Source organism: Pseudomonas sp. GW823-FHT04A03 (genome assembly GCF_058796615.1).
This window is the reverse complement of record NZ_JBXAIV010000010.1, coordinates 108,828-132,116: the sequence shown is the minus strand read 5'-3', so window position 1 is coordinate 132,116 and position 23,289 is coordinate 108,828. Positions and strand designations below refer to the sequence as shown.

At 60.4% G+C, this 23,289-nt stretch carries 25 protein-coding genes; 5 read left to right on the top strand and 20 right to left on the bottom strand.

The window, feature by feature from the left end:
• The 12 genes from ccoG to ccoN (AC1Q9F_RS22510) form a co-directional block, all read right to left on the bottom strand.
• Positions 1–1,416, bottom strand: coding sequence for a cytochrome c oxidase accessory protein CcoG (ccoG, locus tag AC1Q9F_RS22565; protein WP_007951662.1), 1,416 nt, complete (start codon positions 1,414–1,416; stop codon positions 1–3).
• A 263-nt stretch (positions 1,417–1,679) separates the two neighbouring features.
• A complete protein-coding gene (locus AC1Q9F_RS22560) occupies positions 1,680–1,868 on the bottom strand; it encodes a hypothetical protein (protein ID WP_492620852.1) in 189 nt (62 codons plus the stop codon).
• Between the two features lie 128 nt (positions 1,869–1,996).
• Positions 1,997–2,404 carry a type II toxin-antitoxin system VapC family toxin gene (locus tag AC1Q9F_RS22555; RefSeq protein WP_492620851.1) on the bottom strand — a complete coding sequence of 136 codons (408 nt, stop codon included), beginning with the start codon at positions 2,402–2,404 and terminating at the stop codon, positions 1,997–1,999.
• Positions 2,405–2,659 carry a type II toxin-antitoxin system Phd/YefM family antitoxin gene (locus AC1Q9F_RS22550; RefSeq protein ID WP_039770179.1) on the bottom strand — a complete coding sequence of 85 codons (255 nt, stop codon included), beginning with the start codon at positions 2,657–2,659 and terminating at the stop codon, positions 2,405–2,407.
• A gap of 171 nt (positions 2,660–2,830) precedes the next feature.
• Entirely contained in the window at positions 2,831–3,814 is a 984-nt protein-coding gene (gene ccoP / locus AC1Q9F_RS22545) for a cytochrome-c oxidase, cbb3-type subunit III (RefSeq protein ID WP_492620850.1), read from the bottom strand.
• Entirely contained in the window at positions 3,811–3,996 is a 186-nt protein-coding gene (locus AC1Q9F_RS22540; protein ID WP_003175465.1) for a CcoQ/FixQ family Cbb3-type cytochrome c oxidase assembly chaperone, read from the bottom strand. The genes ccoP (AC1Q9F_RS22545) and AC1Q9F_RS22540 overlap by 4 nt, the downstream gene beginning before the upstream one ends.
• A gap of 6 nt (positions 3,997–4,002) precedes the next feature.
• Positions 4,003–4,611 carry a cytochrome-c oxidase, cbb3-type subunit II gene (gene ccoO, locus AC1Q9F_RS22535; protein ID WP_007905434.1) on the bottom strand — a complete coding sequence of 203 codons (609 nt, stop codon included), beginning with the start codon at positions 4,609–4,611 and terminating at the stop codon, positions 4,003–4,005.
• Positions 4,611–6,053: a cytochrome-c oxidase, cbb3-type subunit I gene (ccoN, locus tag AC1Q9F_RS22530; protein WP_007960352.1), complete on the bottom strand. Its 1,443-nt coding sequence runs from the start codon at positions 6,051–6,053 to the stop codon at positions 4,611–4,613. The genes ccoO (AC1Q9F_RS22535) and ccoN (AC1Q9F_RS22530) overlap by 1 nt, the downstream gene beginning before the upstream one ends.
• A gap of 481 nt (positions 6,054–6,534) precedes the next feature.
• Entirely contained in the window at positions 6,535–7,488 is a 954-nt protein-coding gene (gene ccoP, locus AC1Q9F_RS22525; protein ID WP_007960353.1) for a cytochrome-c oxidase, cbb3-type subunit III, read from the bottom strand.
• Positions 7,485–7,682 carry a cbb3-type cytochrome oxidase subunit 3 gene (locus AC1Q9F_RS22520; RefSeq protein WP_492620849.1) on the bottom strand — a complete coding sequence of 66 codons (198 nt, stop codon included), beginning with the start codon at positions 7,680–7,682 and terminating at the stop codon, positions 7,485–7,487. The genes ccoP (AC1Q9F_RS22525) and AC1Q9F_RS22520 overlap by 4 nt, the downstream gene beginning before the upstream one ends.
• A gap of 5 nt (positions 7,683–7,687) precedes the next feature.
• Positions 7,688–8,296, bottom strand: a complete 609-nt coding sequence (ccoO, locus tag AC1Q9F_RS22515) for a cytochrome-c oxidase, cbb3-type subunit II (protein WP_007960355.1) — start codon at positions 8,294–8,296, stop codon at positions 7,688–7,690.
• 10 nt (positions 8,297–8,306) lie between these two features.
• Positions 8,307–9,731, bottom strand: coding sequence for a cytochrome-c oxidase, cbb3-type subunit I (gene ccoN / locus AC1Q9F_RS22510; RefSeq protein WP_007960356.1), 1,425 nt, complete (start codon positions 9,729–9,731; stop codon positions 8,307–8,309).
• Between the two features lie 95 nt (positions 9,732–9,826).
• Between ccoN (AC1Q9F_RS22510) and AC1Q9F_RS22505 the strand changes: the two genes are divergently transcribed.
• The 3 genes from AC1Q9F_RS22505 (at position 9,827) to AC1Q9F_RS22495 (ending at position 12,074) form a co-directional block, all read left to right on the top strand.
• Positions 9,827–10,504: an alpha/beta family hydrolase gene (locus AC1Q9F_RS22505; RefSeq protein ID WP_492620848.1), complete on the top strand. Its 678-nt coding sequence runs from the start codon at positions 9,827–9,829 to the stop codon at positions 10,502–10,504.
• A gap of 757 nt (positions 10,505–11,261) precedes the next feature.
• Complete coding sequence (locus tag AC1Q9F_RS22500) at positions 11,262–11,627, top strand: DUF6124 family protein (RefSeq protein ID WP_492620847.1); 366 nt, start codon at positions 11,262–11,264, stop codon at positions 11,625–11,627.
• Between the two features lie 87 nt (positions 11,628–11,714).
• Positions 11,715–12,074 (top strand): DUF6124 family protein, encoded by a 360-nt coding sequence (locus tag AC1Q9F_RS22495; RefSeq protein ID WP_011333296.1) that lies wholly within the window; start codon positions 11,715–11,717, stop codon positions 12,072–12,074.
• 525 nt (positions 12,075–12,599) lie between these two features.
• On the opposite strand, the gene AC1Q9F_RS22490 is transcribed toward AC1Q9F_RS22495, so the two are convergent.
• The 3 genes from AC1Q9F_RS22490 to inhA all read right to left on the bottom strand — a co-directional run bounded on the left by AC1Q9F_RS22490 (position 12,600) and on the right by inhA (position 15,989).
• A complete protein-coding gene (locus tag AC1Q9F_RS22490; protein WP_273900049.1) occupies positions 12,600–14,165 on the bottom strand; it encodes a methyl-accepting chemotaxis protein in 1,566 nt (521 codons plus the stop codon).
• Between the two features lie 102 nt (positions 14,166–14,267).
• Positions 14,268–15,059 (bottom strand): CPBP family intramembrane glutamic endopeptidase, encoded by a 792-nt coding sequence (locus AC1Q9F_RS22485; RefSeq protein WP_492620846.1) that lies wholly within the window; start codon positions 15,057–15,059, stop codon positions 14,268–14,270.
• Between the two features lie 243 nt (positions 15,060–15,302).
• On the bottom strand, positions 15,303–15,989 hold the full coding sequence (gene inhA, locus AC1Q9F_RS22480; protein WP_492620845.1) for an isonitrile hydratase: 687 nt from the start codon (positions 15,987–15,989) through the stop codon (positions 15,303–15,305).
• Positions 15,990–16,077: 88 nt separating this feature from the next.
• Here inhA and AC1Q9F_RS22475 point away from each other — a divergent pair, with 88 nt between their 5' ends.
• On the top strand, positions 16,078–17,061 hold the full coding sequence (locus tag AC1Q9F_RS22475) for a GlxA family transcriptional regulator (RefSeq protein ID WP_492620844.1): 984 nt from the start codon (positions 16,078–16,080) through the stop codon (positions 17,059–17,061).
• Here AC1Q9F_RS22475 and AC1Q9F_RS22470 read toward each other — a convergent pair.
• The 5 genes from AC1Q9F_RS22470 to AC1Q9F_RS22450 form a co-directional block, all read right to left on the bottom strand.
• Positions 17,030–17,929, bottom strand: coding sequence for an alpha/beta fold hydrolase (locus tag AC1Q9F_RS22470; RefSeq protein ID WP_492620843.1), 900 nt, complete (start codon positions 17,927–17,929; stop codon positions 17,030–17,032). The two genes, AC1Q9F_RS22475 and AC1Q9F_RS22470, sit on opposite strands and share 32 nt — an antisense overlap.
• A gap of 12 nt (positions 17,930–17,941) precedes the next feature.
• Positions 17,942–18,574 carry a BRCT domain-containing protein gene (locus AC1Q9F_RS22465; RefSeq protein ID WP_492620842.1) on the bottom strand — a complete coding sequence of 211 codons (633 nt, stop codon included), beginning with the start codon at positions 18,572–18,574 and terminating at the stop codon, positions 17,942–17,944.
• Between the two features lie 11 nt (positions 18,575–18,585).
• Positions 18,586–18,975 carry a hypothetical protein gene (locus AC1Q9F_RS22460; RefSeq protein WP_492620841.1) on the bottom strand — a complete coding sequence of 130 codons (390 nt, stop codon included), beginning with the start codon at positions 18,973–18,975 and terminating at the stop codon, positions 18,586–18,588.
• A 308-nt stretch (positions 18,976–19,283) separates the two neighbouring features.
• Positions 19,284–21,110, bottom strand: coding sequence for a glycoside hydrolase family 15 protein (locus AC1Q9F_RS22455; protein ID WP_492620840.1), 1,827 nt, complete (start codon positions 21,108–21,110; stop codon positions 19,284–19,286).
• The gene (locus AC1Q9F_RS22450; RefSeq protein ID WP_492620839.1) at positions 21,103–21,903 is read right to left on the bottom strand and encodes a glucose 1-dehydrogenase; all 801 of its coding nucleotides are present in this window, start codon (positions 21,901–21,903) and stop codon (positions 21,103–21,105) included. Before AC1Q9F_RS22450 ends, AC1Q9F_RS22455 begins: the two co-directional genes overlap by 8 nt.
• 208 nt (positions 21,904–22,111) lie before the next feature.
• On the opposite strand from AC1Q9F_RS22450, the gene AC1Q9F_RS22445 reads away from it, so the two are divergent.
• Positions 22,112–23,284 carry an MFS transporter gene (locus tag AC1Q9F_RS22445; RefSeq protein WP_102717694.1) on the top strand — a complete coding sequence of 391 codons (1,173 nt, stop codon included), beginning with the start codon at positions 22,112–22,114 and terminating at the stop codon, positions 23,282–23,284.
• The last annotated feature ends 5 nt before the right edge of the window (positions 23,285–23,289 follow it).

Genomic DNA, 23,289 nt, shown 5'->3' with positions numbered 1-23,289 from the left:
TCAACGATTTTGTGGGCCGATGAACCGGCTCTTGGCTTCTACGTGGACGCTGTCGTCATCGGCATCCTTGAGGATGAATTTCACCTCGTTGGTGCTCGATGGCAATTGTTCAGGCGCGCTCGACAGCTCGACCGGCATGCTGAAGATTTCCCCGGCAGGCACTTTGATCTCGCGTTTGCCTTGCAGGCGCAGATCCGGCAAACCGGCGGCTTCCAGCACGTAAGTGTGGTCGCGCTGATCCTTGTTCATGATCTTCAGGCTGTAGACGTTTTCGATCCGGCCTTCGGCGTTTTCACGGTACAGCACGCGGTCCTTGCTGACGTCGAAACCCACCAGCGAACGCATGAAGAAGGCCGTCACCAGCAGGCTGATCATCGCCAGCAGTACCACGGCATAACCGATCAGGCGTGGTCGCAGTTTATGGGTTTTCTGCCCGGACAAGTTGTGTTCGGTGGTGTAGCTGATCAGCCCGCGCGGGTAATCCATCTTGTCCATGATGCTGTCGCAGGCGTCGATGCAGGCGGCGCAACCGATGCACTCGATCTGCAGGCCGTCGCGGATGTCGATGCCGGTAGGGCAAACCTGGACGCACATGGTGCAGTCGATGCAGTCGCCCAGGCCCTGGGCCTTGTAGTCGACGCCTTTCTTGCGCGGGCCACGGCTTTCACCGCGACGCGGGTCGTAGGAAACGATCAGGGTGTCCTTGTCGAACATCACGCTCTGGAAGCGCGCATACGGACACATGTAGATGCACACCTGCTCACGCAGCCAGCCGGCGTTGCCGTAGGTGGCGAGGGTGAAGAAACCGACCCAGAAATATGACCAGCCATCGGCCTGCCCGGTGAAGAACTCGAACACCAGTTCGCGGATCGGCGAGAAGTAGCCGACAAAGGTCATGCCGGTGACGAAACCGATCAGCAGCCACAGCGCATGCTTGGCGAATTTGCGCAGGAACTTGTTGGCGCTCATCGGCGCCTTGTCGAGCTTGATGCGCTGGTTGCGGTCGCCTTCGGTGACCTTCTCGCACCACATGAAAATCCACGTCCACACGCTTTGCGGGCAGGTGTACCCACACCAGACCCGGCCCGCATACACGGTGATGAAAAACAGGCCGAACGCCGCAATGATCAGCAGCCCGGAAAGCAGAATGAAATCCTGCGGCCAGAACGTGGCGCCGAAAATGAAGAACTTGCGTTCCGGCAGGTTCCACCACACGGCCTGATGGCCGCCCCAGTTCAGCCAGACCGTACCGAAATACAGCAGGAACAAGGCCGCGCCGCCCATCATCCGCAGATTGCGGAACAGGCCGGTGAAAGCACGGGTGTAGATTTTTTCTCGAGAGGCGTAAAGGTCGACGCTGTTATTCGCGTTCTTGCTGGGTGGCGTGACGTCGTGTACCGGAATCTGGTTGCTCATCATTGCATCCCACGGCAGTGGAAAAATGCCTCGGTCGATACGTGCCGGCCGGGGTCAAAAAGGGGTGTTGCGGTGGCGCAATGATACGCCTGTCATGCCGACGAACGGGTGCGACCTTTGGTCGCGTTGGGGAAAAATCATGAATGGTGTAGCGAATGTAACAAAGCATGATGCAGATCAATTGACTATAGACGATAGGTGCTGCTGACATCGCGACAGCGATGCTGCGCAATTGCAGGTTTGCCGTCGCTTTCATCAGTCGGTCAAGGCAACCGGCCGCCACCGAGGCTATCGATCCCGCCGGTACTGCGCTTTCTGTCGGCAGCGACTTCGCTCACGATGGATCGTGTTTGTCGTCTCAGGCTGTCGCTGTTGGCCGCATCATTTTTTGGCGTGTGTTCACCCGTTTGAATCGGCTGATCAGTATCCTGATTTTGCTGTTGTTCGTTCATCGCATAGCTTCCTTGCAGGATAAGTCGTGAGGTATGCAGCACATCGGCTGCAGCAGGACGTTATCGCTTGGCAGCCAATGTGCCCATCGAATTTCAGTTGCGAGATGTGAAGCTGCGATGCGAGGCTTTCACTCCCACGGATTGATCAACGCAACGCCGCTGGATTCAAAGTCACCGGTGTTGCGGGTGACCACGGTCAGTCCATGGACCAGCGCCGTCGCAGCGATCAGGGCATCACTTTCATTGGCCTGATCCGGCACGTGAATGCGCGCGCAGCGCAAGGCGACAGCCGCATCGACCGGCAGGATTCGCGCATCGAAGGCCGGCATCACGTGGCGCTTGAGCCAGGTGCGCAGAATCTTTCCCTGAGCCGGATCACGGCGCTCCATGCGAAGGACGCCGGTCTCCAGTTCCTTCAGCGTAATGGCCGAGATAAACATGCGAGGGGAGATGACGGTTCTGGCCCAGGTGACAACGTTCTTGTCAGCCTGGGGTTTGCGCAGTTCGGAAATTACGTTGGTGTCGAGCAAATACATTCAGGACAGATCCACGGGGCGGTGAGTGATCACGGCACGCTCGGTTTCGAACTCGATGTCTGCCGCTTCAGGCATGACCAGCAGATCGACGATGCTCGCGTTGAGGCCGGTGAGTTTTTCGTATTCCTCAATGCTTAGCAGTACGTGGGCGGGCTTGCCACGATCCGTGATGATCACCGGCCCATTGCGCGCGGCTTTTTTGGCACTGCTTGTGTCCTGATTGAATTCGCGGCTGGAAATGGTGGTGATGGCCATCATTGCGACCTCTTCTGAAAAAGATATGTAGCAACGTTACTACCGCGTCCGGCGTCTCACAACCGGGAAGGCCTGACGAGCCTGACCGCTGGTCGGCCATTCAAAGGGCAGAAACAAAACGGCCCCGCCAATTCTCATTGGCGGGGCCGTTTTTTGCTTCAAGCGTTGGCCTTACTGGGCCTCGGCTTCCGCTGGTTTTTCACCGTGGGACAGGCTGTAAACGTACGCCGCCAGCAGGTGAACCTTGTCGTTGCCTTGCAGTTGTTCCTGGGCAGGCATCTGGCCCTGACGGCCGTAACGGATGGTCTGCTGCAGTTGGGCGAAGCTCGAACCGTAGATGAACGCGGCCGGGTGGGTCAGGTCAGGTGCGCCCATCGCTGGCGTACCTTTGCCCGTCGGGCCGTGGCACGCCACGCAGTTGGCGGCGAACAGTTTCTGGCCATTGGCGACGTCTGCCTTGGTGCCTTCCGGCAGCTTGCGGCCATCCAGATTGCTCACCACGAACGCGGCCACGTCGGCCACGCCTTGCTCGCCGATCACTTCAGCCCAGGCCGGCATCACGGCGTGACGACCGCCCATGATGGTGGTCTTGATGGTTTCCGGCTCGCCGCCCCAGCGCCAGTCGGCGTCGGTCAGGTTCGGGAAACCATAAGCGCCCTTGGCGTCGGAGCCGTGGCAGACCGAGCAGTTGGAGGCGAACAGACGGCCCCCCATCTTCAGGGCTTGCGGATCCTTGGCGACTTCTTCGATCGGCATGGCGGCGAACTTGGCGAAGATCGGACCGAACTTGGCGTCCGAACGCGCCATTTCCTTTTCCCACTCGTGAACGCCGGTCCAGCCGGTCTGGCCGTTGGCGAACGCGGTCTGCTTCTCGGTATCGAGGTAGTTGTAACCCGGCAGCAGGCCTTTCCAGTTGCCCAGGCCCGGGTACAGCACCAGATAACCCAGAGCGAAGACGATGGTGCCCACGAACAGCATGAACCACCATTTCGGCAGCGGATTGTCGTACTCCTCGATCCCGTCGAAGGAGTGGCCGACCGTCTCGTCGGTCTGCTCGGTGCGCTGGCCCTTGCGGGTCGACAGCAACAGCCAGGTCAGGGAAAAGATCGTACCGAGACTGAGGACTGTGACGTACAGACTCCAGAATGTAGTCATTCTTTGTTACTCCTAGAAGCTTGCTCGACGTGCTTGATGGCTTCGGGATCATCCGCGAAGGGCAGCAAGGTCGCGTCTTCAAACTCCGACTTGCGCTTGGGGCTGAACACCCACAACGCCAGGCCGATGAAGGCAACCATCACGACAACGGTGCCCAGGCCTCGAATCATCCCGATATCCATTAAGAATCACCGTTTGCTTTTGATGATGGTGCCCAGGCCTTGCAGATAGGCCACCAGCGCGTCCATTTCGGTTTTACCCTTCACAGCGTCTTTTGCACCGGCAATGTCTTCGTCGGTGTAAGGGACGCCGAGCGTGCGCAACACTTCCATTTTCTTGGCCGTGTCTTTGCCGTCGAGCTTGTTTTCTACGAGGAACGGGTAGGCCGGCATTTTCGACTCGGGGACGACGTTGCGCGGGTTGTACAAGTGCGCACGCTGCCAGTCATCGGAGTAACGACCGCCGACGCGGGCCAGATCCGGACCGGTACGTTTGGAACCCCACAGGAACGGGTGATCCCAGACGCTTTCACCGGCGACCGAGTAGTGGCCATAGCGTTCGGTTTCGGCACGGAACGGACGGATCATCTGCGAGTGGCAGCCGACACATCCGTTGGCGATGTAAACGTCGCGACCTTCCAGTTCAAGGGCGGTGCGCGGCTTCATGCCTTCGACCGGCTTGTTGGTGACGTCCTGGAAAAACAGCGGAACGATTTGGGTCAGACCACCGACGCTGACGGCGATGACCATGAAGAAAGCCAGCAGGCCAATGTTCTTCTCGACGGCTTCATGCTTCATCAGTGAGCTCCAACTACGGCAATCTTGGCGGCGGCTTCGGCTTCAGCCGGGTTCGAGGCGCGAACGGTGCGCCATACGTTGTAAGCCATCAGCAGCATGCCGCTGGCGAAGAACGCACCGCCCAGGGCGCGGACGATGAAACCAGGGTGGCTGGCCTGCAGCGCTTCGACGAACGAGTAGGTGAGGGTGCCGTCATCGTTGATTGCACGCCACATCAGGCCCTGAGTGATGCCGTTGACCCACATCGAAGCGATGTACAGAACGGTACCGATGGTCGCGAGCCAGAAGTGCGCGTTGATCAGGCCGGTGCTGTGCATCTGCGCACGGCCGAACAGTTTCGGGATCATGTGGTAGATCGCGCCGATCGAGATCATCGCTACCCAACCCAGAGCGCCGGCGTGTACGTGGCCGATGGTCCAGTCGGTGTAGTGCGAGAGCGAGTTGACGGTCTTGATCGCCATCATCGGACCTTCGAAGGTCGACATGCCGTAGAACGCCAGCGATACCACGAGGAAGCGCAGGATCGGGTCGGTGCGCAGCTTATGCCAGGCGCCCGACAGGGTCATCATGCCGTTGATCATGCCGCCCCAGCTTGGCGCCAGCAGGATGATCGACATCGCCATGCCCAGCGATTGTGCCCAATCCGGCAGTGCGGTGTAGTGCAGGTGGTGCGGGCCGGCCCAGATGTACAGGGTGATCAGCGCCCAGAAGTGCACGATCGACAGACGATAGGAGTAGATCGGACGTTCGGCCTGTTTCGGCACGAAGTAGTACATCATCCCCAGGAAGCCGGTGGTCAGGAAGAAGCCCACGGCGTTGTGGCCGTACCACCACTGAATCATCGCGTCGGTGGCGCCCGAGTAAGCCGAGTAGGACTTGAACAGGCTGACCGGCAGCGACATGTGGTTGACGATGTGCAGCATCGCGGTCACCACGATGAACGCACCGTAGAACCAGTTGCCGACATAGATGTGCTTGGTCTTGCGCTTGGTGATGGTGCCGAAGAACACCAGACCGTAGGTGACCCAGACAATGGCCAGCAAAATGGCGAGGGGCCATTCCAGTTCCGCGTATTCCTTGGTGGTGGTGTAACCCAGCGGCAAGGTAATGATCGCGCCGACGATGACCGCTTGCCATCCCCAGAAGGTGAAGGCCGCGAGGCTGTCGGAAATCAGTCGCGTCTGGCAGGTTCGCTGCACGACATAGTAGGAAGTGGCAAACAGTGCACAACCACCGAAGGCGAAAATCACCAGGTTTGTGTGCAACGGGCGCAGGCGTCCAAAGCTCGTCCACGGCAGGCCGAAATTCAACTCCGGCCAGACCAGTTGCGAGGCGATGAAGACACCGAGCCCCATGCCAAGGATCCCCCAGACCACCGTCATGATGGCGAACTGGCGGACTACCTTATAGTTATAAGCAGTCGGACTGATTGCTGTGCTCATTCTAAGGTTCCACGGTTTGGGTGTTTTATTAGGATTAAAATCGGCCGCAAGTATGTAGAAAGCAGGGGGTCAATGCAACGCGCCATGACCTGGGTCAATGCTTTCCAACGCTGATTCTGCGGCCTTTCCATGCGCCGCGTAAGGACAAAATTGCCCTCGGGCAAAATGTCGCAGCGGACGAAAAAAGCGAGGGGTCCCGGTCGGATGTAACGGGGTGTGTTCGAACGCTCGGTTCGGGTGACGGACGGTAATCGGCACGACAGCCGGTATCTACCGGCCTTTGCGGCCATGTCAGTCAGCCGATTCGTTCAACGCCTCGCTCGGGGTCGACCTGGAACCGGCACGGGCCAGTCCGCATCGAGCAAGCGTAGACCCGAATCCGGGTAACCGAAAGGAGAGGGGGTGAAGGGGTGCGACAATGCGTCGCAAAGGGGCTGGAAACTGCCGCACTGGAAACGTGCGGCAGTCTTGTGTTCAATGATTACTTTTTATTGTCCTCAGTAATCAGTTTTTCTGTATTCAATCCATTGCTCAAGCTGTACACATAAGCGGCCAGCAATTGCACTTTATCGTTGCCCAGCAGCTCGTTCTGAGCGGGCATGTGGCCTTGACGGCCATGGCGAATGGTCTGCTCAAGTTGGGTCAGGCTGGTGCCGTAGATGAAACCGGCCGGGTGCGTCAGGTTCGGCGCGCCCATGGCTTCGGTGCCTTGGCCGTTTGCCCCGTGACAAGCCACGCACATAGTGCTGAACGCTTGCTGCCCGGCTTGCAGATCGGCCTTGTTGTCCGCTGCCAGCGGCAGGCCGGCCAGTTCGTGACGCACGTAAGCCGCGACGTTTTTCACCCCGGCCTCACCCAGCGCCTCGCCCCACGCCGGCATCGCCGCCATCCGGCCACCCATGATGGTGGTCTTGATGGTTTCGGCGCTGCCGCCCCAACGCCAGTCCTTGTCGGCGAGGTTAGGGAAACCGAACGCGCCCTTGGCGTCCGAGCCGTGGCACACCGAGCAGTTGGAGGCGAACAGACGGCCGCCCATTTTCAGCGCCTGCGGATCCTTTGCCACTTCTTCCACCGGCATGGCGGCGAACTTGGCGAAGATCGGCCCGAACTTGGCGTCAGCCTTGCTCATTTCCTTTTCCCACTCGTGGACGCCGGTCCAGCCGTCCTCGTAGCCGGGCAGGATGCCTTTCCAGTTGCCCAGGCCCGGATAAAGGATCAGATAGCCCACGGAAAACACCAGCGTGCCGGCGAACAGCATGAACCACCACTGCGGCAGCGGGTTGTCGTACTCCTCGATGCCGTCGAAGCTGTGGCCCATGGTCTGGTCGACGCTGCCCTTGGTCTCGCCCCGACGGGTGCCGACCAGCAGCCAGGTCAGGCCGATCAGGCTGCCGATGGTCAGTACGCAGATCCACGTACTCCAGAAGGTGGTCATGGCCGGGTACTCCTTGTTTCATTAACTTGGGTAGTGTCGGGTTGCGGCTCGTCGGCAAACGGCAGCAGGCGCGCTTCGGCGAATTCCGGCGTGCGCTTGCGGTTGAACACCCACAGAGTCAGGCCGATGAAGGCCACGAACACCACGACCGTGCCGAGGCCGCGAATCAGCCCCGCGCTCATTTCTAAGGCCATCTCGATCACCTCTTGCTCTTGATCGCAGTGCCGAGCACTTGCAGGTAGGAGACGAGGGCGTCCATTTCGGTCTTGCCCTTGAGGCTGGCCACCGCGCCGCTGATGTCGTCGTCGGTGTACGGCACGCCGAGGGTGCGCATGACCTTGAGCTTGGTTTCGGTGTGGCTGCTGTCGACCGGTTGCGTGACCAGCCATGGGTAGGCCGGCATTTTCGATTCCGGTACAACGTTGCGCGGGTTGTACAAGTGCGCGCGGTGCCAGTCATCCGAGTAGCGCGCGCCGACCCGGGCCAGGTCCGGACCGGTACGTTTCGAGCCCCACAGGAACGGGTGATCCCACACGCTTTCACCGGCCACCGAGTAGTGGCCGTAGCGTTCGGTTTCAGCGCGGAACGGACGGATCATCTGCGAGTGGCAACCGACGCAGCCTTCGCGGATGTAGATGTCACGGCCTTCCAGTTGCAGCGCGGTGTAGGGCTTCATGCCCTCCACCGGTTTGTTGGTCACATCCTGGAAGAACAGTGGGACGATCTGGGTCAGGCCGCCGATGCTCACGGCGAACACCATCAGCAGCATCAACAGGCCGACGTTCTTTTCAATCGTTTCGTGTTTCATGGCGGACTCCTCAGGCCATCTGCGCGGCAGCAACGACGTCAGCAGGCTGCGAGGCCCGCACGGTGCGCCAGGTGTTGTAAGCCATCAGGAACATGCCGCTGAGGAAGATCGCCCCGCCAATCAGCCGCACGACGAAGCCTGGGTGGCTGGCCACCAGGGTTTCGACGAAGGAGTAGGTCAGCGTGCCGTCCTCGTTCACTGCGCGCCACATCAGGCCCTGGGCGATGCCGTTGACCCACATCGAGGCGATGTACAAAACGGTGCCGATGGTTGCGAGCCAGAAGTGCGCGTTGATCAGGCCGATGCTGTGCATCTGCTCTTTGCCGAAAATTTTCGGGATCATGTGGTACAGCGCGCCGATGGAAATCATCGCCACCCAGCCGAGGGCGCCGGCGTGTACGTGGCCGATGGTCCAGTCGGTGTAGTGGGAGAGGGCGTTCACCGTCTTGATCGCCATCATCGGACCTTCGAAGGTCGACATGCCGTAGAACGCCAGCGACACCACGAGGAAGCGCAGGATCGGGTCGCTGCGCAACTTATGCCAGGCGCCCGAGAGGGTCATCATGCCGTTGATCATGCCGCCCCAGCTTGGGGCCAGCAGTACCAGCGACATCACCATGCCCAGCGACTGCGCCCAGTCTGGCAGCGCGGTGTAGTGCAAGTGGTGCGGGCCGGCCCAGATGTACAGGGTGATCAGCGCCCAGAAGTGCACGATCGACAGGCGATACGAATACACCGGACGTTCGGCCTGCTTCGGTACGAAGTAGTACATCATCCCGAGGAAACCGGCGGTGAGGAAAAAGCCTACGGCGTTGTGGCCGTACCACCATTGCACCATCGCGTCGGTTGCACCGGCGTACACCGAGTAGGACTTGGTGAAGCTCACCGGCAGCTCAAGGTTGTTGACGATGTGCAGGATCGCCACGGTGATGATGAACGCGCCGAAGAACCAGTTGCCCACATAAATGTGCTTGGTCTTGCGCTGCATGATCGTGCCGAAGAACACGATGGCGTAGGCGACCCAGACGATGGTGATCAGGATATCGATCGGCCATTCCAGCTCGGCGTATTCCTTGGAACTGGTGTAACCCAGTGGCAGGCTGATTGCCGCCAGCAGGATCACCAGTTGCCAGCCCCAGAAGCAGAAGGCGGCGATTTTCGGCGCAAACAGTTGGGTCTGGCAGGTGCGCTGCACCGAGTAGAACGAACTGGCGAACAAGGCACAGCCGCCGAACGCGAAGATCACCGCGTTGGTGTGCAGCGGGCGCAGGCGTCCGAAGCTGGTCCACGGCAGGTTGAAGTTGAGTTCGGGCCAGACCAATTGAGCCGCGAGAAAAACCCCGAGCCCCATGCCGACGATGCCCCACACCACCGTCATAATGGCGAATTGGCGGACCACCTTGTAGTTGTAGGCGGTACTGATAGAAGTGTTCATGGTTCCCCATCCACGGTTCAGCCGAAGTGAGCGCGCGCAGAAAACGCCGCGAATCCTTCGCCTGGAGTTATAGGCAGACTAAAAGCGAGGCAAGCATGGACAAACAGCACAAGGCCAGTATTGACGGGGATCAATGGGCGCAGTGCCTGCGGGATCACGGGTGGCTTTGGGATGCCGCTGTTGGGGAGGCTTCGGCGACGCTCATTCTCGCGCATGGGGCGGGGGCGCCGATGGACAGTGAGTGGATGACAGATATGGCTGGGCGCCTTGCTGGGCTTGGGGTGAATGTGTTGCGGTTTGAGTTTCCTTATATGGCGCAGCGGCGGGTTGATGGCAGTAAACGTCCGCCGAATCCGGCGCCGAAGTTGCTGGAATGTTGGCGTGAGGTTTTCGCTGAAGTGCGACGTCATGTCGCTGGTCCGCTCGCGATTGGTGGCAAGTCCATGGGCGGACGGATGGCCAGTCTCTTGGCCGACGAGTTGGGTGCGGATGCGCTGGTTTGTCTGGGTTATCCGTTTTATGCAGTTGGGAAACCGGAGAAGCCTCGGGTCGAACATCTCGCTGGGTTGAAGACTCGGACGTTGATTGTTCAGGGGGAGCGGGATGCTCTTGGCAATCGGGACGCTGTCGAAGGGTATTCCTTATCGCCGAGTATTGAAGTGTTTTGGCTGGCGGCGGGGGATCATGATTTGAAGCCGCTCAAGGTTTCCGGGTTTACGCATGAGCAGCATTTGGCTTCGGCTGCGGAGAAGGTTGCCGGGTTTCTTCGTTGAGGTTTGGTTTTGGGGTGTATATCCGTTGCTGCGGTTATGGCTGCTTAGGGTTCCGCCCTTACGGCGGGTCACTTTTGGCAAACGCCCCAAAAGTAACCAAAAGGTCTTGCTCCTACGTTCGGCCCGCTCGCTAAGGCTCGGGGTTCCTTCGCTCCGGGATTCATCCGTGGGGCATCGCCTACGGTTTGCTTCGCTGCACCTCCTCTCGATGTGTTTGGCTTCGCCAAACGGTCGCTGCGCTCCCACCCCCGGATGAATCCCTCCACTCAGCCTTCCGACGTCGCCCGAGGATCAAGATCAAAAGCGGTACTCGAGCTAACGCTCATCGTGTTGAGTGGTGAGGAGCCATGTGGTTTGCAGCAGGGAAACATCTGCTTGTTTTCTGTGCGTAAACGTAATTCCGAGATGGCGTTTAAAGTACACGAACCGTTACGCCATAAGGGCTACAACACCTTGCGTCGTTGCCTACGCGTACGCCAGAATCCGCCGGCTTACGCGGCTATGGGGTGGGCTATATCGTTTCCCTGTCACTGAAAAACAGTGATGGGGTTTGGTAGCCCGTCTCAAATTGTCGTTGTAGCGACACCCTAGATGCCGTCTCTTTTTTGGGTATGGCTTTGTATGGTGGGCATGCGTGGGGCTCCTCTGTGAGCGCCGGGTTTCCCGATTTGACCGGTCTACCAACCCGCGCATGGCCGCCACCCGCCGTTTGGTAGCGAGGGTGATGGCTCCTATTTTTCAAATTGGAGTTCTATCTATGTTCAAAGCCACACCAAACCCACCAGAAACCGACTCAATCCCCTACGACGCCGCACTCGAAGCTGAAAACATAAAAACGGCCACCGAGCGGGCGATCAATCATTACCTCGATCCTGGGGCGCAGAAGACGTCCAAGCCATCGCGCAAGCCGGGCAAGATCTATCTGGTCAATCCAACGATGGATGACGAAACGCTGCTGGTCGAAGCGTGCGAAACGCTGTCGTCGGCCAGTGACATGGCTCGGGATCTCGGCAGCACCGTCGATCCGTCGCAGCGCAAGGCGATGCAGATACTGCAGCAGGTCATCATGCTGAGTGAGCTGCTGGTCAATCGTGTGCTGGATAACCATCACGTCTCGCGGTAGTTGCCGCCTCGGTGAGGGGTTTGTCCCCTCACTGCCTGGCAGCCGTCTATAAAAATCCTCAAGCGACTCTTTCCGGAGTTCCAGCTGATGTCCAAGACCGTCATTCCACCGTTAGAAGATCCGGTGTCCCCGTACGAATTTCCCGATTCAAGAAAACTCCACGACGCCGCCGAACGCGCCCTCGACTATTACCTGACCCCCGCAGCCCAGATCATGGCCACGCCTTACACCCCAAACGACATGTTCATGGTCAACCCGCAAACCGACACGGAATCCCTGCTGGCCAATGCCTGCGAGTCCCTCGCGTCAGCCACGGTCATGCTCGGTGACTTTGCCGGCCTGCTGGAAGGGCCGAACCGCAAGACCCTGCTGGGCATTGCGCAAGTGGTGATGTTGGGCGAGTTGGCGGTGAATCAGGCGCTGGATAACCTCGTGCCGAAGGAGTAAACGGCACAAAAAAACCGGAAGCGTTTGGCTTCCGGTTTTTTTATCGATATCAAAAGGTCACAGCCTGCGAGTGATCACAAATTTATCGAATGCTTTTTGCCCATCACGCGCCGCTCGTTGCACATCAAGGAATGTCAGTTCCCCCCGGATTTCCTTTCTCACAGGTTTGTCGGTCCTGATCATCGGATTCTGCGTAGGTGATGTATTCATGCTGGCTAGCCCGTGTGAATAGGTTCGGACGACAAAGTAGAGCTGGGCTTCAACGCGTGCCAGTCAGTTGGGTCTTATTCAGTTGTAGGCACTGTCCGCGCTTATCGAATGAGATTTTCGCCAGCCGCTCGGGCCTCTTCGCGGGCAAGCCCGCTCCCACAAGGATGGTGGTGTTGCGAGATTTTGTGGCCAATGCGAAACCCTGTGGGAGTGGGCTTGCCCACGAAGAGGGCGGTGCTGGCTACGTCCATTTCAGGCAGGCAATAAAAACCCCGGAAGCTTTCGCTGTCCGGGGTTTCTTTATTGCCAGAACAATCAGCGGTTAAACCGCTCCACCAACGAGTATTGCGTGTTGGCAGTCTTGGTCAGCTCTTCACTCAGCAACGCCGAGTTATGCGCCTGTTCCGAGGTCTGGTCCGCCAGTTCCGAGATGTTGCTGATGTTACGGCTGATTTCTTCAGCCACGGCACTTTGCTCTTCGGTCGCGGCGGCGATCTGGGTGGTCATGTCGGTGATGTTGGCCACCGCTTCGCTGATGCCGACCAGTGCCTGGTCCGCTTCCAGTACCCGCGCTACACCTTCTTCCGCCTGGCGATGGCCGGCTTCCATGGTTTGTACGGCGCTGGATGCAGTCTGTTGCAACTTGGCGATCAGGGCGTGGATCTGGCCGGTGGATTCGCTGGTGCGTTGTGCCAGTTGGCGGACTTCGTCGGCGACCACGGCAAAACCACGGCCCATCTCGCCGGCACGCGCTGCTTCGATCGCGGCGTTGAGCGCCAGCAGGTTGGTCTGGTCGGCGATGCCTTTGATCACGTCGACCACGCCGCCGATTTCGTCGCTGTCCTTGGCCAGTTGGGTGACGGTCAGGCCGGTTTCGCCGACGACGACCGACAGGCGCTGGATGGCTTCGCGGGTTTCCCCGGCAATGTCGCGGCCGCGACCGGTCAGGCGATTGGCTTCCTGGGTGGCGTCGGCGGTGCGCTGGACGTGGCTGGCCACTTCTTGCGTGGTGGCGGCCATCTGGTTGACGGCGGTGGCGACCTGTTCGGTTTCCACGCGCTGACGTTCCAGACCGCTGGAGCTGTTGTGCGCCAGGGCGTCGGACTGCTTGGCCTGATCGGTCAGGTGCTCGGCGGTGTCCTGCAGACGGGTCAGACAGGTTTTCAGGCGGGCTTCCTGACTGAGGATCGACATCTCCAGACGTGCCTGAGGGCCGCGACTGTCGGTGTACATCTGCGCGATCAAAGGGTCGGAGGTGGTCTGCTCGGCCAGACGCAGCAGGCGTTTGAGCCCGCGTTGTTGCCATTGCAGGCCCAGCAGGCCCAGCGGCACCGACAGACCGGCGGCGAGGGCGAAGCCCCACTGCGAGTTCAGGGTGGCGCCGATCATGAAGCTCAACTGGCTGACCAGAATGAACGGCAGCCAGTCCTGCACGATCGGCAGCCATTTGTCGCTCGAAGGAATCGCCGACTTGCCCTGGTTGATGCGTTGGTAGAGCGCTTCGGCACGGCGGATCTGTTCGGCGGACGGTTTGACCCGCACCGACTCGTAACCGACCACCTGACTGCCATCGAACACCGGCGTTACATAGGCGTTCACCCAGTAATGGTCACCGGTCTTGCAGCGATTCTTGACAATGCCCATCCATGGCAAGCCTTGTTTCAGTGTGCCCCACATGTGCGAAAACACCGCAGCCGGGACGTCGGGGTGACGAACCAGGTTGTGCGGCGCACGGATCAGTTCCTCACGCGAAAACCCGCTGATTTCGACGAAAGCGTCGTTGCAGTAGGTGATCACGCCCTTGGCGTCGGTTGTGGAAATCAACCGTTGCTGAGCCGGGAAAGTCCGTTCGCGTTGTGTAATGGGCTGGTTATTACGCATGGTTTTTCAATCCGCAAGGCTTTGAAAGGTTGTCGGCGGTGTCGGCCATTTATTGAAATTTTTTTTCATTTATAAGTACGGCGTCGCAAAACGGCCCTTGCTTCAACCCGCGAGCATCGGATAGGTGAACAGCCCGAAGTGCAGCAGGTTCAGGCCAAAATGCGTGGCGATCGCCGCACCGAGCCCGCCAAAACGGTAGGCCAGACCATAGCCGACACCCGCCAGGCCCGCCAGCAACACCCATTGCCAGCCGGCGCCCACATGCACCAGGCCGAACAGCAGGGACGCGAGCAGCAGCGCGAGGTTTTCGCCGTAGGGCAGGTGTTTGAAACGCCGGCTCAGGCCGCCCTGTATATAGCCGCGAAACAGCGCTTCTTCGACCAGCGTCACCAGCAGCAGATTGTTCAGCACCCACAGCCACGCCTGATCCGGCCATTTCGGCGCCCAGGTGATCATGCCCAGCAACACCGCGCCGCCCAGCGCCAGAATCACGCTCAACGTCAGTGCCAGCGCGGTGGCGTAAACCGTCAGGCGCAACGAACGCCGCGCGACGATCCACGGGCAGACCAGCAACAGCCAGAAGCCAATCAACGGTTTGTCGAGATTCAGGTACATCGAGAACGGCACGGCATTGTCGGTGAAACGCTGCGGCTCGATGGCCCGGCCGTTGTAGAAGCCCGGCAGCCAGTGCAGGGCCAGCGCCAGAGCCAGCACGATAAACAGGCCATGGCCGAGATAACGCCCGACCGGCACGGTTTGCTGGCGCACGGCGTAACCGGCGAAAACCAGCAGTGCAATGGAGATCAGCGCCAGCCAGCCGAGCTGGCCGAAGCTCAGCGCCAATCCGTAACCAAGGCTGAGAAGCCCGAGATAGAGCCATGGCAGAGCTGTCATGGAAAGTCCTTGTGCACGATTTGTGGACAGGCTTTCTACACGGGTGGGGGCGAGGGGACAAGTGAAGGTGTGGGGGAAATCCGGGACAGCACAAAACCCTGTATGAAAAGTGAAGGAGAGCAAGTACCCCCTGTGGGAGCGAGCTTGCTCGCGATGGCGGTGGGGCAGTGGCACAAAGGTCAACTGACACGCCCTTATCGCGAGCAAGCTCGCTCCCACAGGGATTTGCGTAAGGCTGAAATGTCAGCGCAGGTTGAGCTTTGCCGCCGCGCGCTCAGTGATTTCAGTGCGAAGTTTCAGCGACGGTGCTGCACGCTTGCGCGCCTCATCGACAATCCCGCTCGGCGCCGTTTCCGGGCTGCCCGAATCAAACGGCGGCGCCGGCGCATATTCCAGCTGCAACTGCACCAATTGCGCCGTGTCGACACCCACCAGTTCCTGCGCCAGCGTCAGGGCAAAATCAATCCCGGCAGTAATGCCGCCCCCGGTAAACAGATTGCCGTCGCGCACCACCCGATCCTTCACCGGGATCGCGCCCAGCGTCGGCAGCAAATCGTGATAAGCCCAATGCGTGGTCGCCCGTTTGCCCTGCAACAGACCCGCCGCCCCGAGCACCAGCGAACCGGTGCATACCGACGTCACATAACGCGCCTGCGCCGCTTGCGACTTGATGAACGCCAGCGTCTGTTCATCTTCCATCAACGGCCCGACCCCCGCGCCGCCAGGTACGCAGATCACATCCAGATCCGGGCAGTCCTCGAACGTGGTGGTCGGTTTCAGCACCAGCCCGGTGCTGGCGGTGACCGGTACCAGATCCTTCCAGACCAGATGCACCTGCACGTCCGGCAACGAGGCCAGCACGTCATACGGGCCGGTCAGGTCGAGTTGCTGTACCTGGGGAAACAATAGAAAACCGATCTGCAACGCCATGATTCTTCTCCGTGAAAAGGGGTAGACGGCTTCACTGTAGGCGCGTAGGTTTTGGCGCATACGCCAATCAGCCCACGAATTACGCCAAATGCCGAAAGCCATCCACGTACTCGCGTTCGCCAATGTGCAATTGCTCGATGTCACCGGGCCGTTGCAGGTCTTCGCCTCGGCCAACGACATCGCCCGCCAGCAAGGTTTGCCTGCGCCGTACGCGCCAACGGTCATTGCCAGCGGCGGCGGGGCGGTCAACTCGTCCGCCGGATTGGCGATGTTGGCCGAGCCACTGCCGAAACAGCCCAGCGATACGCTGATCATTGCCGGCGGCTGGGGCGTTTACGCCGCTGCCGAAGATGCCGAATTGGTGAGTTGGGTGCGAGAGCACGCGAACGGCTGCCGGCGCGTGGCTTCGGTCTGTACCGGCGCATTTCTGCTGGCCGCTAGCGGCTGGCTCGACGGTCGCCGGGTCGTCACCCACTGGACCCGCTGTGAACAACTGGCACAGCAACACCCGCGCTTGCAGGTCGAACCCAATCCGATCTTCATCAACGACGGCCCGGTCTGGACCTCGGCGGGCGTCACCGCCGGCATCGACCTGGCGCTGGCCATGGTCGAAGACGACCTCGGTCGCGACATGGCCCTGGACGTCGCCCGGCAACTGGTGGTGTTCCTCAAGCGACCGGGCGGGCAGTCGCAATTCAGCGTGACGCTGTCGCTGCAAAAACAGGGCAACCGCTTCGATGATTTACACGCGTGGATTGCCGAACACCTGACCTGTGATCTGGGCATCCCGACTCTCGCCGAACAGGCCGGTATGAGCGAACGCAGCTTCGTTCGCCACTACCGCGCCGACACCGGCCAGACCCCGGCCCGCGCCATCGAACTGATCCGCGTCGAAACCGCCCGCCGGTTGTTGAGCGATACCGGACTGCCGATCAAACGGGTCGCGGCCAATTGTGGATTTGGCAGTGAAGAGACGTTAAGACGCAGCTTCCTGCGGGCCATGGGTGTGACGCCGCAGGCGTATCGGGAGCGGTTTTCAGTCAGCGCCGGAGCAGATCCAGTAATGCCTTGAGCGTCTCGCCCGGCGCTTCCTCGGGAATGTTGTGCCCGACACCCGCCAACACCCGACGCTCATAAAGTCCGGTGAAGTGCTGCGCATCTTCATCGTCATCTGGTGCCGGGCCAACGCCATCATCCGCACCGCACAGCGAAATCGTCGGAACGCCAATCGCCGGTTGTTTCTCCAGCGCCTGCTCCATCCCCTCCAGCGCCGGATCGCCCGGCGCATACATGAAGCGATGACGGTAGGAGTGAATCACCACCTCGACGAAATCCGGGTTGTCGAACGCCGGCGCACTCAACGGATAACGCTCGGCGTTCCGCGCCCAGGTCGGTGACCACAACTGCCACAGCAACTCGCACAGCGCCCGACGATTCTGCGTCAGCCCTTCAACGCCACGGGGCGTGTGGAAGTAATACTGATACCAGTAGCGATGCTCGCTCTGTGGATCCAGCGGCTGGATCGAGTTCGGTATGTCTTGCAGGTTGTAGCCATCGCCCGTCACCAACCCACGCACGCGCTCAGGAAACAGCGCCGCCACAATGCACGCCGCCCGACCACCCCAGTCATAACCGCAGAGCGTCGCTTGCTCGATACCCAGCGCATCCATCAGCTCCAGCAGATCCTGCGCCAACGCCGCTTGCTGGCCGGAGCGCAGCGTGTCCGGGCTGTTGAAACGGGTCGGGCCGTAGCCGCGCAGGTACGGCACGATCACCCGATAACCCTTGGTAGCGAGGGGCGGGGCGATTTCGTCGTAGGCGCGGGGGGAGTAGGGGAAGCCGTGAAGGAGGATGACCGGCGTGCCGTTTTCCGGGCCGTGATGTTCATAGGCGATGGTCAGACTTTCAGTCTTGCAAAACCGCATCACGGCTTGGGTCATCTCACTCTCCCGTTATCCGAACAACACCTTCTGCCAATGGTCTTCGCTGATGATGGCAATCGGCACGCCACTGTCGCGAAGCTCAACTGCTTTCTTGATCTTGGTGCCATAGCTGCTGTGAAGCCATTGATCATTACCGATGCTGCCCACCACCAGATAATGAATCTTTTTGCTGACCGAACCGCCGATCAGTCCACCTCGCTCGACAATCAGCGCCTCACAGTCCTTGCGGGGGCCGTAGGCCATGACGCCAGTGAACAGAAAGACACGATCCGCACAGCTCAATGTCGGAGCAGGGTTGTCGAGCGGAAGAGAGGTTGAGGCAACGAAAGGTTGCTGTGCGCCGACTGGAAGACCCGCGAACTGGTGAAGCATTTCCAGCAGTTCCACCGACTCTTCTGCATCAAGAATGCCGTCACTCAGCATGTCGGCGAGACGCTTATAAAGGATGTTGACGACCGGATCATTCAGATGGATCAAGTGCGATTCGATCCAGTTCTTGAGAAATTCGGCTTCCTGCTGATTGATCTTGCCGTCTGCTGCAAGCCCGGCGGCGATTCCAGTCAGCGCGTCGACGGAGCGACGGTCGATTCGGGCTTGATGAAAGAAACTGCTGTTTTGAAACTCCTGATGCAGATCGACCATTGCGCTTCTCCTTAAGCCTCGGCTTCCGCCACCTGATTGAAATACTTGCTGCGATCCGGTGTAAACGTCACCACCATTTTCGTCCGCGAACAGGTCATGACCCGCTCGGCACCCAGATCGATATCCAGATCTTCCCCACGCAATCCTTGCCACTGAGCCAGGTATTTCAGCGATCCGTATTTTTCATTCTTCTTCAGGCTGCGACTGACCCCGCCTTTCCAGCCCAGTACCGGCAATTCATCGGCACTGCAGCGTTGGGCGAGGTCGGGGAAGCGGGTGGCGCGCTGGCGGCCGATTTCCCAGCATTTGATCAGGCCCTTGTCGGCGGCTTCCCACAGTTCGTCGCGCTTGAGGCCGGTGCGCAGTGGGGTGTCGATCTGGCGGTGGATGCGTTGGCTCATTCTGGTTCCTTGAATCGGGTTTTTATTGGACAGCTCCGCTGTGCCCGTTGCGGTGGATGGTAGGGGGGGATGTAACAGCTGGCAACAAGGTATTTCGGGGTGTCAGTGCGAGTTGCGGGCCAAGCGTTACACGGGGTTGGCAGGTTTTTGTAGGCCGTGCCATCAACCAGTTGTATCGAAAGGAATCGATTGTGTAGGCCAGCCCTTCAACCGCAAGGCTCGGGGGTGTTTGCCGTTCGTAGGTAGCCATCCTACAAACGGCGATTGGAGTTGAGATCTTTCTTACAGGCACTGGCGAAGAAGGATGACTACGGTTGCCAGTAATTCTTCTCCCCACTCAACTTGCGATCCAGAAAACTCGCAGCACTGATCAGCGCCAGATGCGTCAACGCCTGTGGCGTGTTGCCCAGATGCCGGCCACGGTTGTCGAACTCTTCGGCATACAGCCCCAGCGGATTGGCATAACGCAGCAGTTGCTCGAATTCCAGGTGGGCCTTTTCCACTTGCCCGGCCCGGGCGAGACATTCCACGTACCAGAACGAGCACGCAGCGAAGGCGCCCTCGGTGCCGGACAAGCCATCAATACCCGCGTCATCGTTGCGATAGCGATAAACCATGCCGTCACGTACCAGATGCTTCTCGATAGCTTCCAGCGTCGCCAGCCATTTCGGATCCTTGGCACTGACAAAACGCACCAGCGGCATCAGCAACATCGAGCCATCCAGCGCAGTCCCGCCCTGATACTGCACAAAATGCCCGCGCTCTTCGTTCCAGAAGTTGTCCCAGATGTCGGCATGAATCGCCTGACGAGTCTGGTCCCAGCGGGCGAAAGGCGCTGGCAGCGAGCGTTTCGAGGCCAGGCGGATTGCCCGGTCCAGCGCCACCCAGCACATCAGCCGCGAGTGCAGGAAGTGATGTTGCTCACCGCGCATTTCCCATATGCCTACGTCCTTGGTCTGCCAGGTCTCACAGACCTGATCGACCACTTCCATCACATGTTTCCAGCCTTCCTGGGAAATCGCGTCGCCGTATTTGTTGACCAGATAAACGGCGTCCATCAGTTCGCCGAAGATATCCAGTTGAATCTGGTCGTAGGCGCCATTGCCGATGCGCACCGGTTTCGCGCCGCCATGCCCGGACAAATGCGTGAGTTCGGTTTCCGGCAGTTCCTGGCGCCCGTCGATGGCGTAAAGGATGTTCAGCTTCATCGGCTGGCCGCTGCAATCGCTGACCCGCCCGCGCAGCCAGCGCATGTAGCCGTTGGCTTCGTCGACAAAACCCAGGCGCATGAAGGCGTAGACGGTGAAAGAGGCGTCGCGGATCCAGGTGTAGCGATAGTCCCAGTTGCGTTCGCCGCCGGTTGTTTCCGGCAGGCCGAAGGTGGCGGCAGCGAGGATTGCACCGTGCTGGCGTGAGGTCAGCAGCTTCAGGGCGAGGGCCGAGCGGTTGACCATTTCCCGCCAGCGACCGCGATAGTTGGACTGGCCGATCCAGTCGCGCCAGAACTTCAACGTGCGTTCGATGCACAGTTGTGCGGCGCCTTCGGCGAAGCGCGGATCGTCGCTGGCGCCGAGCATGATCGCCGCCGTTTGATCCTGCTTGAGGGTGAATTGCCCGACCGCTGCATCGTGATCGACGCTCAAGGTTTGATCCGAGGCCAGTCGCAGCGTCGGCTGCCCGCTGGCGCTGAACAGCACATCCTTCTTGTCGATTGCGGCGCGGGTTTCAGCGCGAGCGTAGTCATGCCGGACCGCGCAGCGCAGATGAAACGTCGCCTGTCCGCTGACCACTCGAACCCGGCGCATCAACAGCGGCAGGGCATCGTCGTTGTCGCCAATCGGCAGCAGATCGGTGATTTCCACCACGGCGTGATCGCTGAGCCAGCGGGTTTGCAGGACGTTGGTGTCTGGCAGGTAAATCTGCTCGCGCCGGGCATCGGGCAGGTCCGGGGCCAGCTGGAAAATCCCCGCATCGGGCGTGTCCAGCAGCGAGCAGAAGATCGACGGGCTGTCGAACTCCGGCCAGCAGAAAAAATCCACGCTGCCCTTGTCATTGACCAGCGCGGCGCTGCGCATGTCGCCGATGATGCCGTGGGCATCGATGGGGCTTTGTCGTTCGGAAGGATGCTCAGCCATTGCCACGGAACTCCGGATAGAGGCTCATGCCGCCGTCGATGAACAGGGTGGTACCGACGATGTAGTCCGAGGCATCGGAGGCGAGGAATACCACCGCGTTGGCCACGTCCTCGACATCGCCGATGCGCCCGTAAGGGATGAGTTTGAGCAGGGCCTGGCCCGCGTCGCCTTCGGTGGCGTCCTTATTGATGGCCGTGCGGATTGCCCCCGGCGCAATGCCGTTGATGCGGATTCGCTGGTGGCTGACTTCCTGGGCCAGGGTCTGCATCAACTGATCGACGCCGCCCTTGGACGCCGCGTAATTGACGTGGCCGGCCCAGGGAATGCGCTGGTGTACCGAACTCATGTGGATGATCTTGCCGGCAGCCCGGGACACGCCTTCGCGCACGCCCTGGCGGTTGAAGATCCGCAGCGCGGCGCGGGCGCAGAGGAACTGGCCGGTGAGGTTGACGCCGATCACCGCGTTCCAGTCGGCCAGCGACATATCCACAGCCGCGGCGTCTTTTTGCAGGCCGGAGTTCGCCACCAGAATGTCCAGTGTGCCGAAGGCGTCGAGGGTCTGCTCGAACAGTCTCTCTACGTCTTCTTCCTTCGAGACATCGGCACCGATGGCAATGGCCTGACCACCGTCGGCGACGATCTGCCGAGCCAGCGCTTCGGCCGGTTCGGCCTGGCGGTTGTAGTTGATGACCACGGCAGCACCGGCAGCGGCCAGGGCTTTGGCGGCGCCGTGGCCGATGCCGGAACTGGCGCCGGTGACCAGTGCCACCTGACGGGCGAGGGAAATCTGCATGCAGGGTCGCGCCTTGGGTTGAGGGCTTATTTAGCTGACTGATGAGCGGCGGCGAGAGTTCATCCGCGTACATGAAATCATCGACAGCTTTATGCGGCAGTGATTGGCCCTGCGCGCGTTGGGGACTTCACATTCCACCAACAATTCCTCGCTTCCCCGGCCGTCAGGCTTTGTGGCAACTTGGCCGCCCCTGATGAGGCTGCATCCGATGGCAAACCCTTACCGCGAGTTGTTCAACGCCCCAGGCGCCCGGGCTTTTGTGATTGCCGCGATGATCGCGCGCATGCCGATTTCCATGACCGGCATCGGCGTGATCACCATGCTTTCGCAACTGACCGGCGGCTACGCGCTGGCGGGCGGGGTGGCGGCGACGTTTGCGCTGGCCACGGCGTTTTGCGCGCCGCAGGTTTCAAGGCTGGTGGATCGTTTCGGCCAGGGGCGGGTGCTGCCGGTGGCGGCGCTGATCGGCGGGGGCGCGCTGCTGATGTTGCTGTTGTGCACCCGCTTGCAGGCGCCGACCTGGACCCTGTTTGTCTGCGCAGCACTGGCCGGTTGCATGCCGAGCATGTCGGCGATGGCGCGGGCGCGCTGGACCGAAATCTATCGCGGCCAGCCGCAATTGCAGACCGCCTATGCGCTGGAGTCGGTGCTTGATGAGGTCTGCTTCATCGTTGGCCCGCCGTTGTCAGTGGGTTTGTGCGTCGGCGTGTTCCCCGAGGCCGGGCCGCTGGCGGCGTTGTTGATGCTGGCGATCGGTGTCACGGCGTTCGTCGCCCAGCGCAGCACCGAGCCGCCGGTGCATCCGCATGAATCGCAGCATCAGGGTTCGATCATTCGTTCGACCGACGTGCAGTGGCTGCTAGCGTTAATGCTCGCCATGGGCGTGATTGTCGGCGTGGTGGATGTGGTCAGTGTCGCGTTCGCCCAGCAGCAGGGGCAGCCGGCGGCGGCGAGCATCGTGTTGTCGGTGTACGCCATCGGTTCCTGTCTGGCGGGTATTGCCTTCGGCGCGATGCGTTCGAAACTGCCGTTGCCGCGGCTGTTTCTCTACGGCGGTCTGGCGACAGCAGTGACCACGCTGCCGTTGTTGCTGGCGACCAACATTTTCGGGTTGGCCGTCGCGGTGTTCATCGCCGGGCTGTTCTTTTCGCCGACCCTGATCGTGGCGATGGCGTTGATCGAGCGGATTGTGCCGCCGGCCAAACTCACCGAAGGCCTGACCTGGCTGGTGACCGGCCTGAGCATCGGCGTGGCCATCGGCGCCGCCGGTTCCGGCGCACTGGTGGATGCGTTCGGCGCCCGCAGCGGCTTCTGGCTGGCGATTGCCGCCGGGGCGGTGGTGCTGGGCTCGGCGGTGCAGAGTTTCCGCCACTTGAAATGACTGGA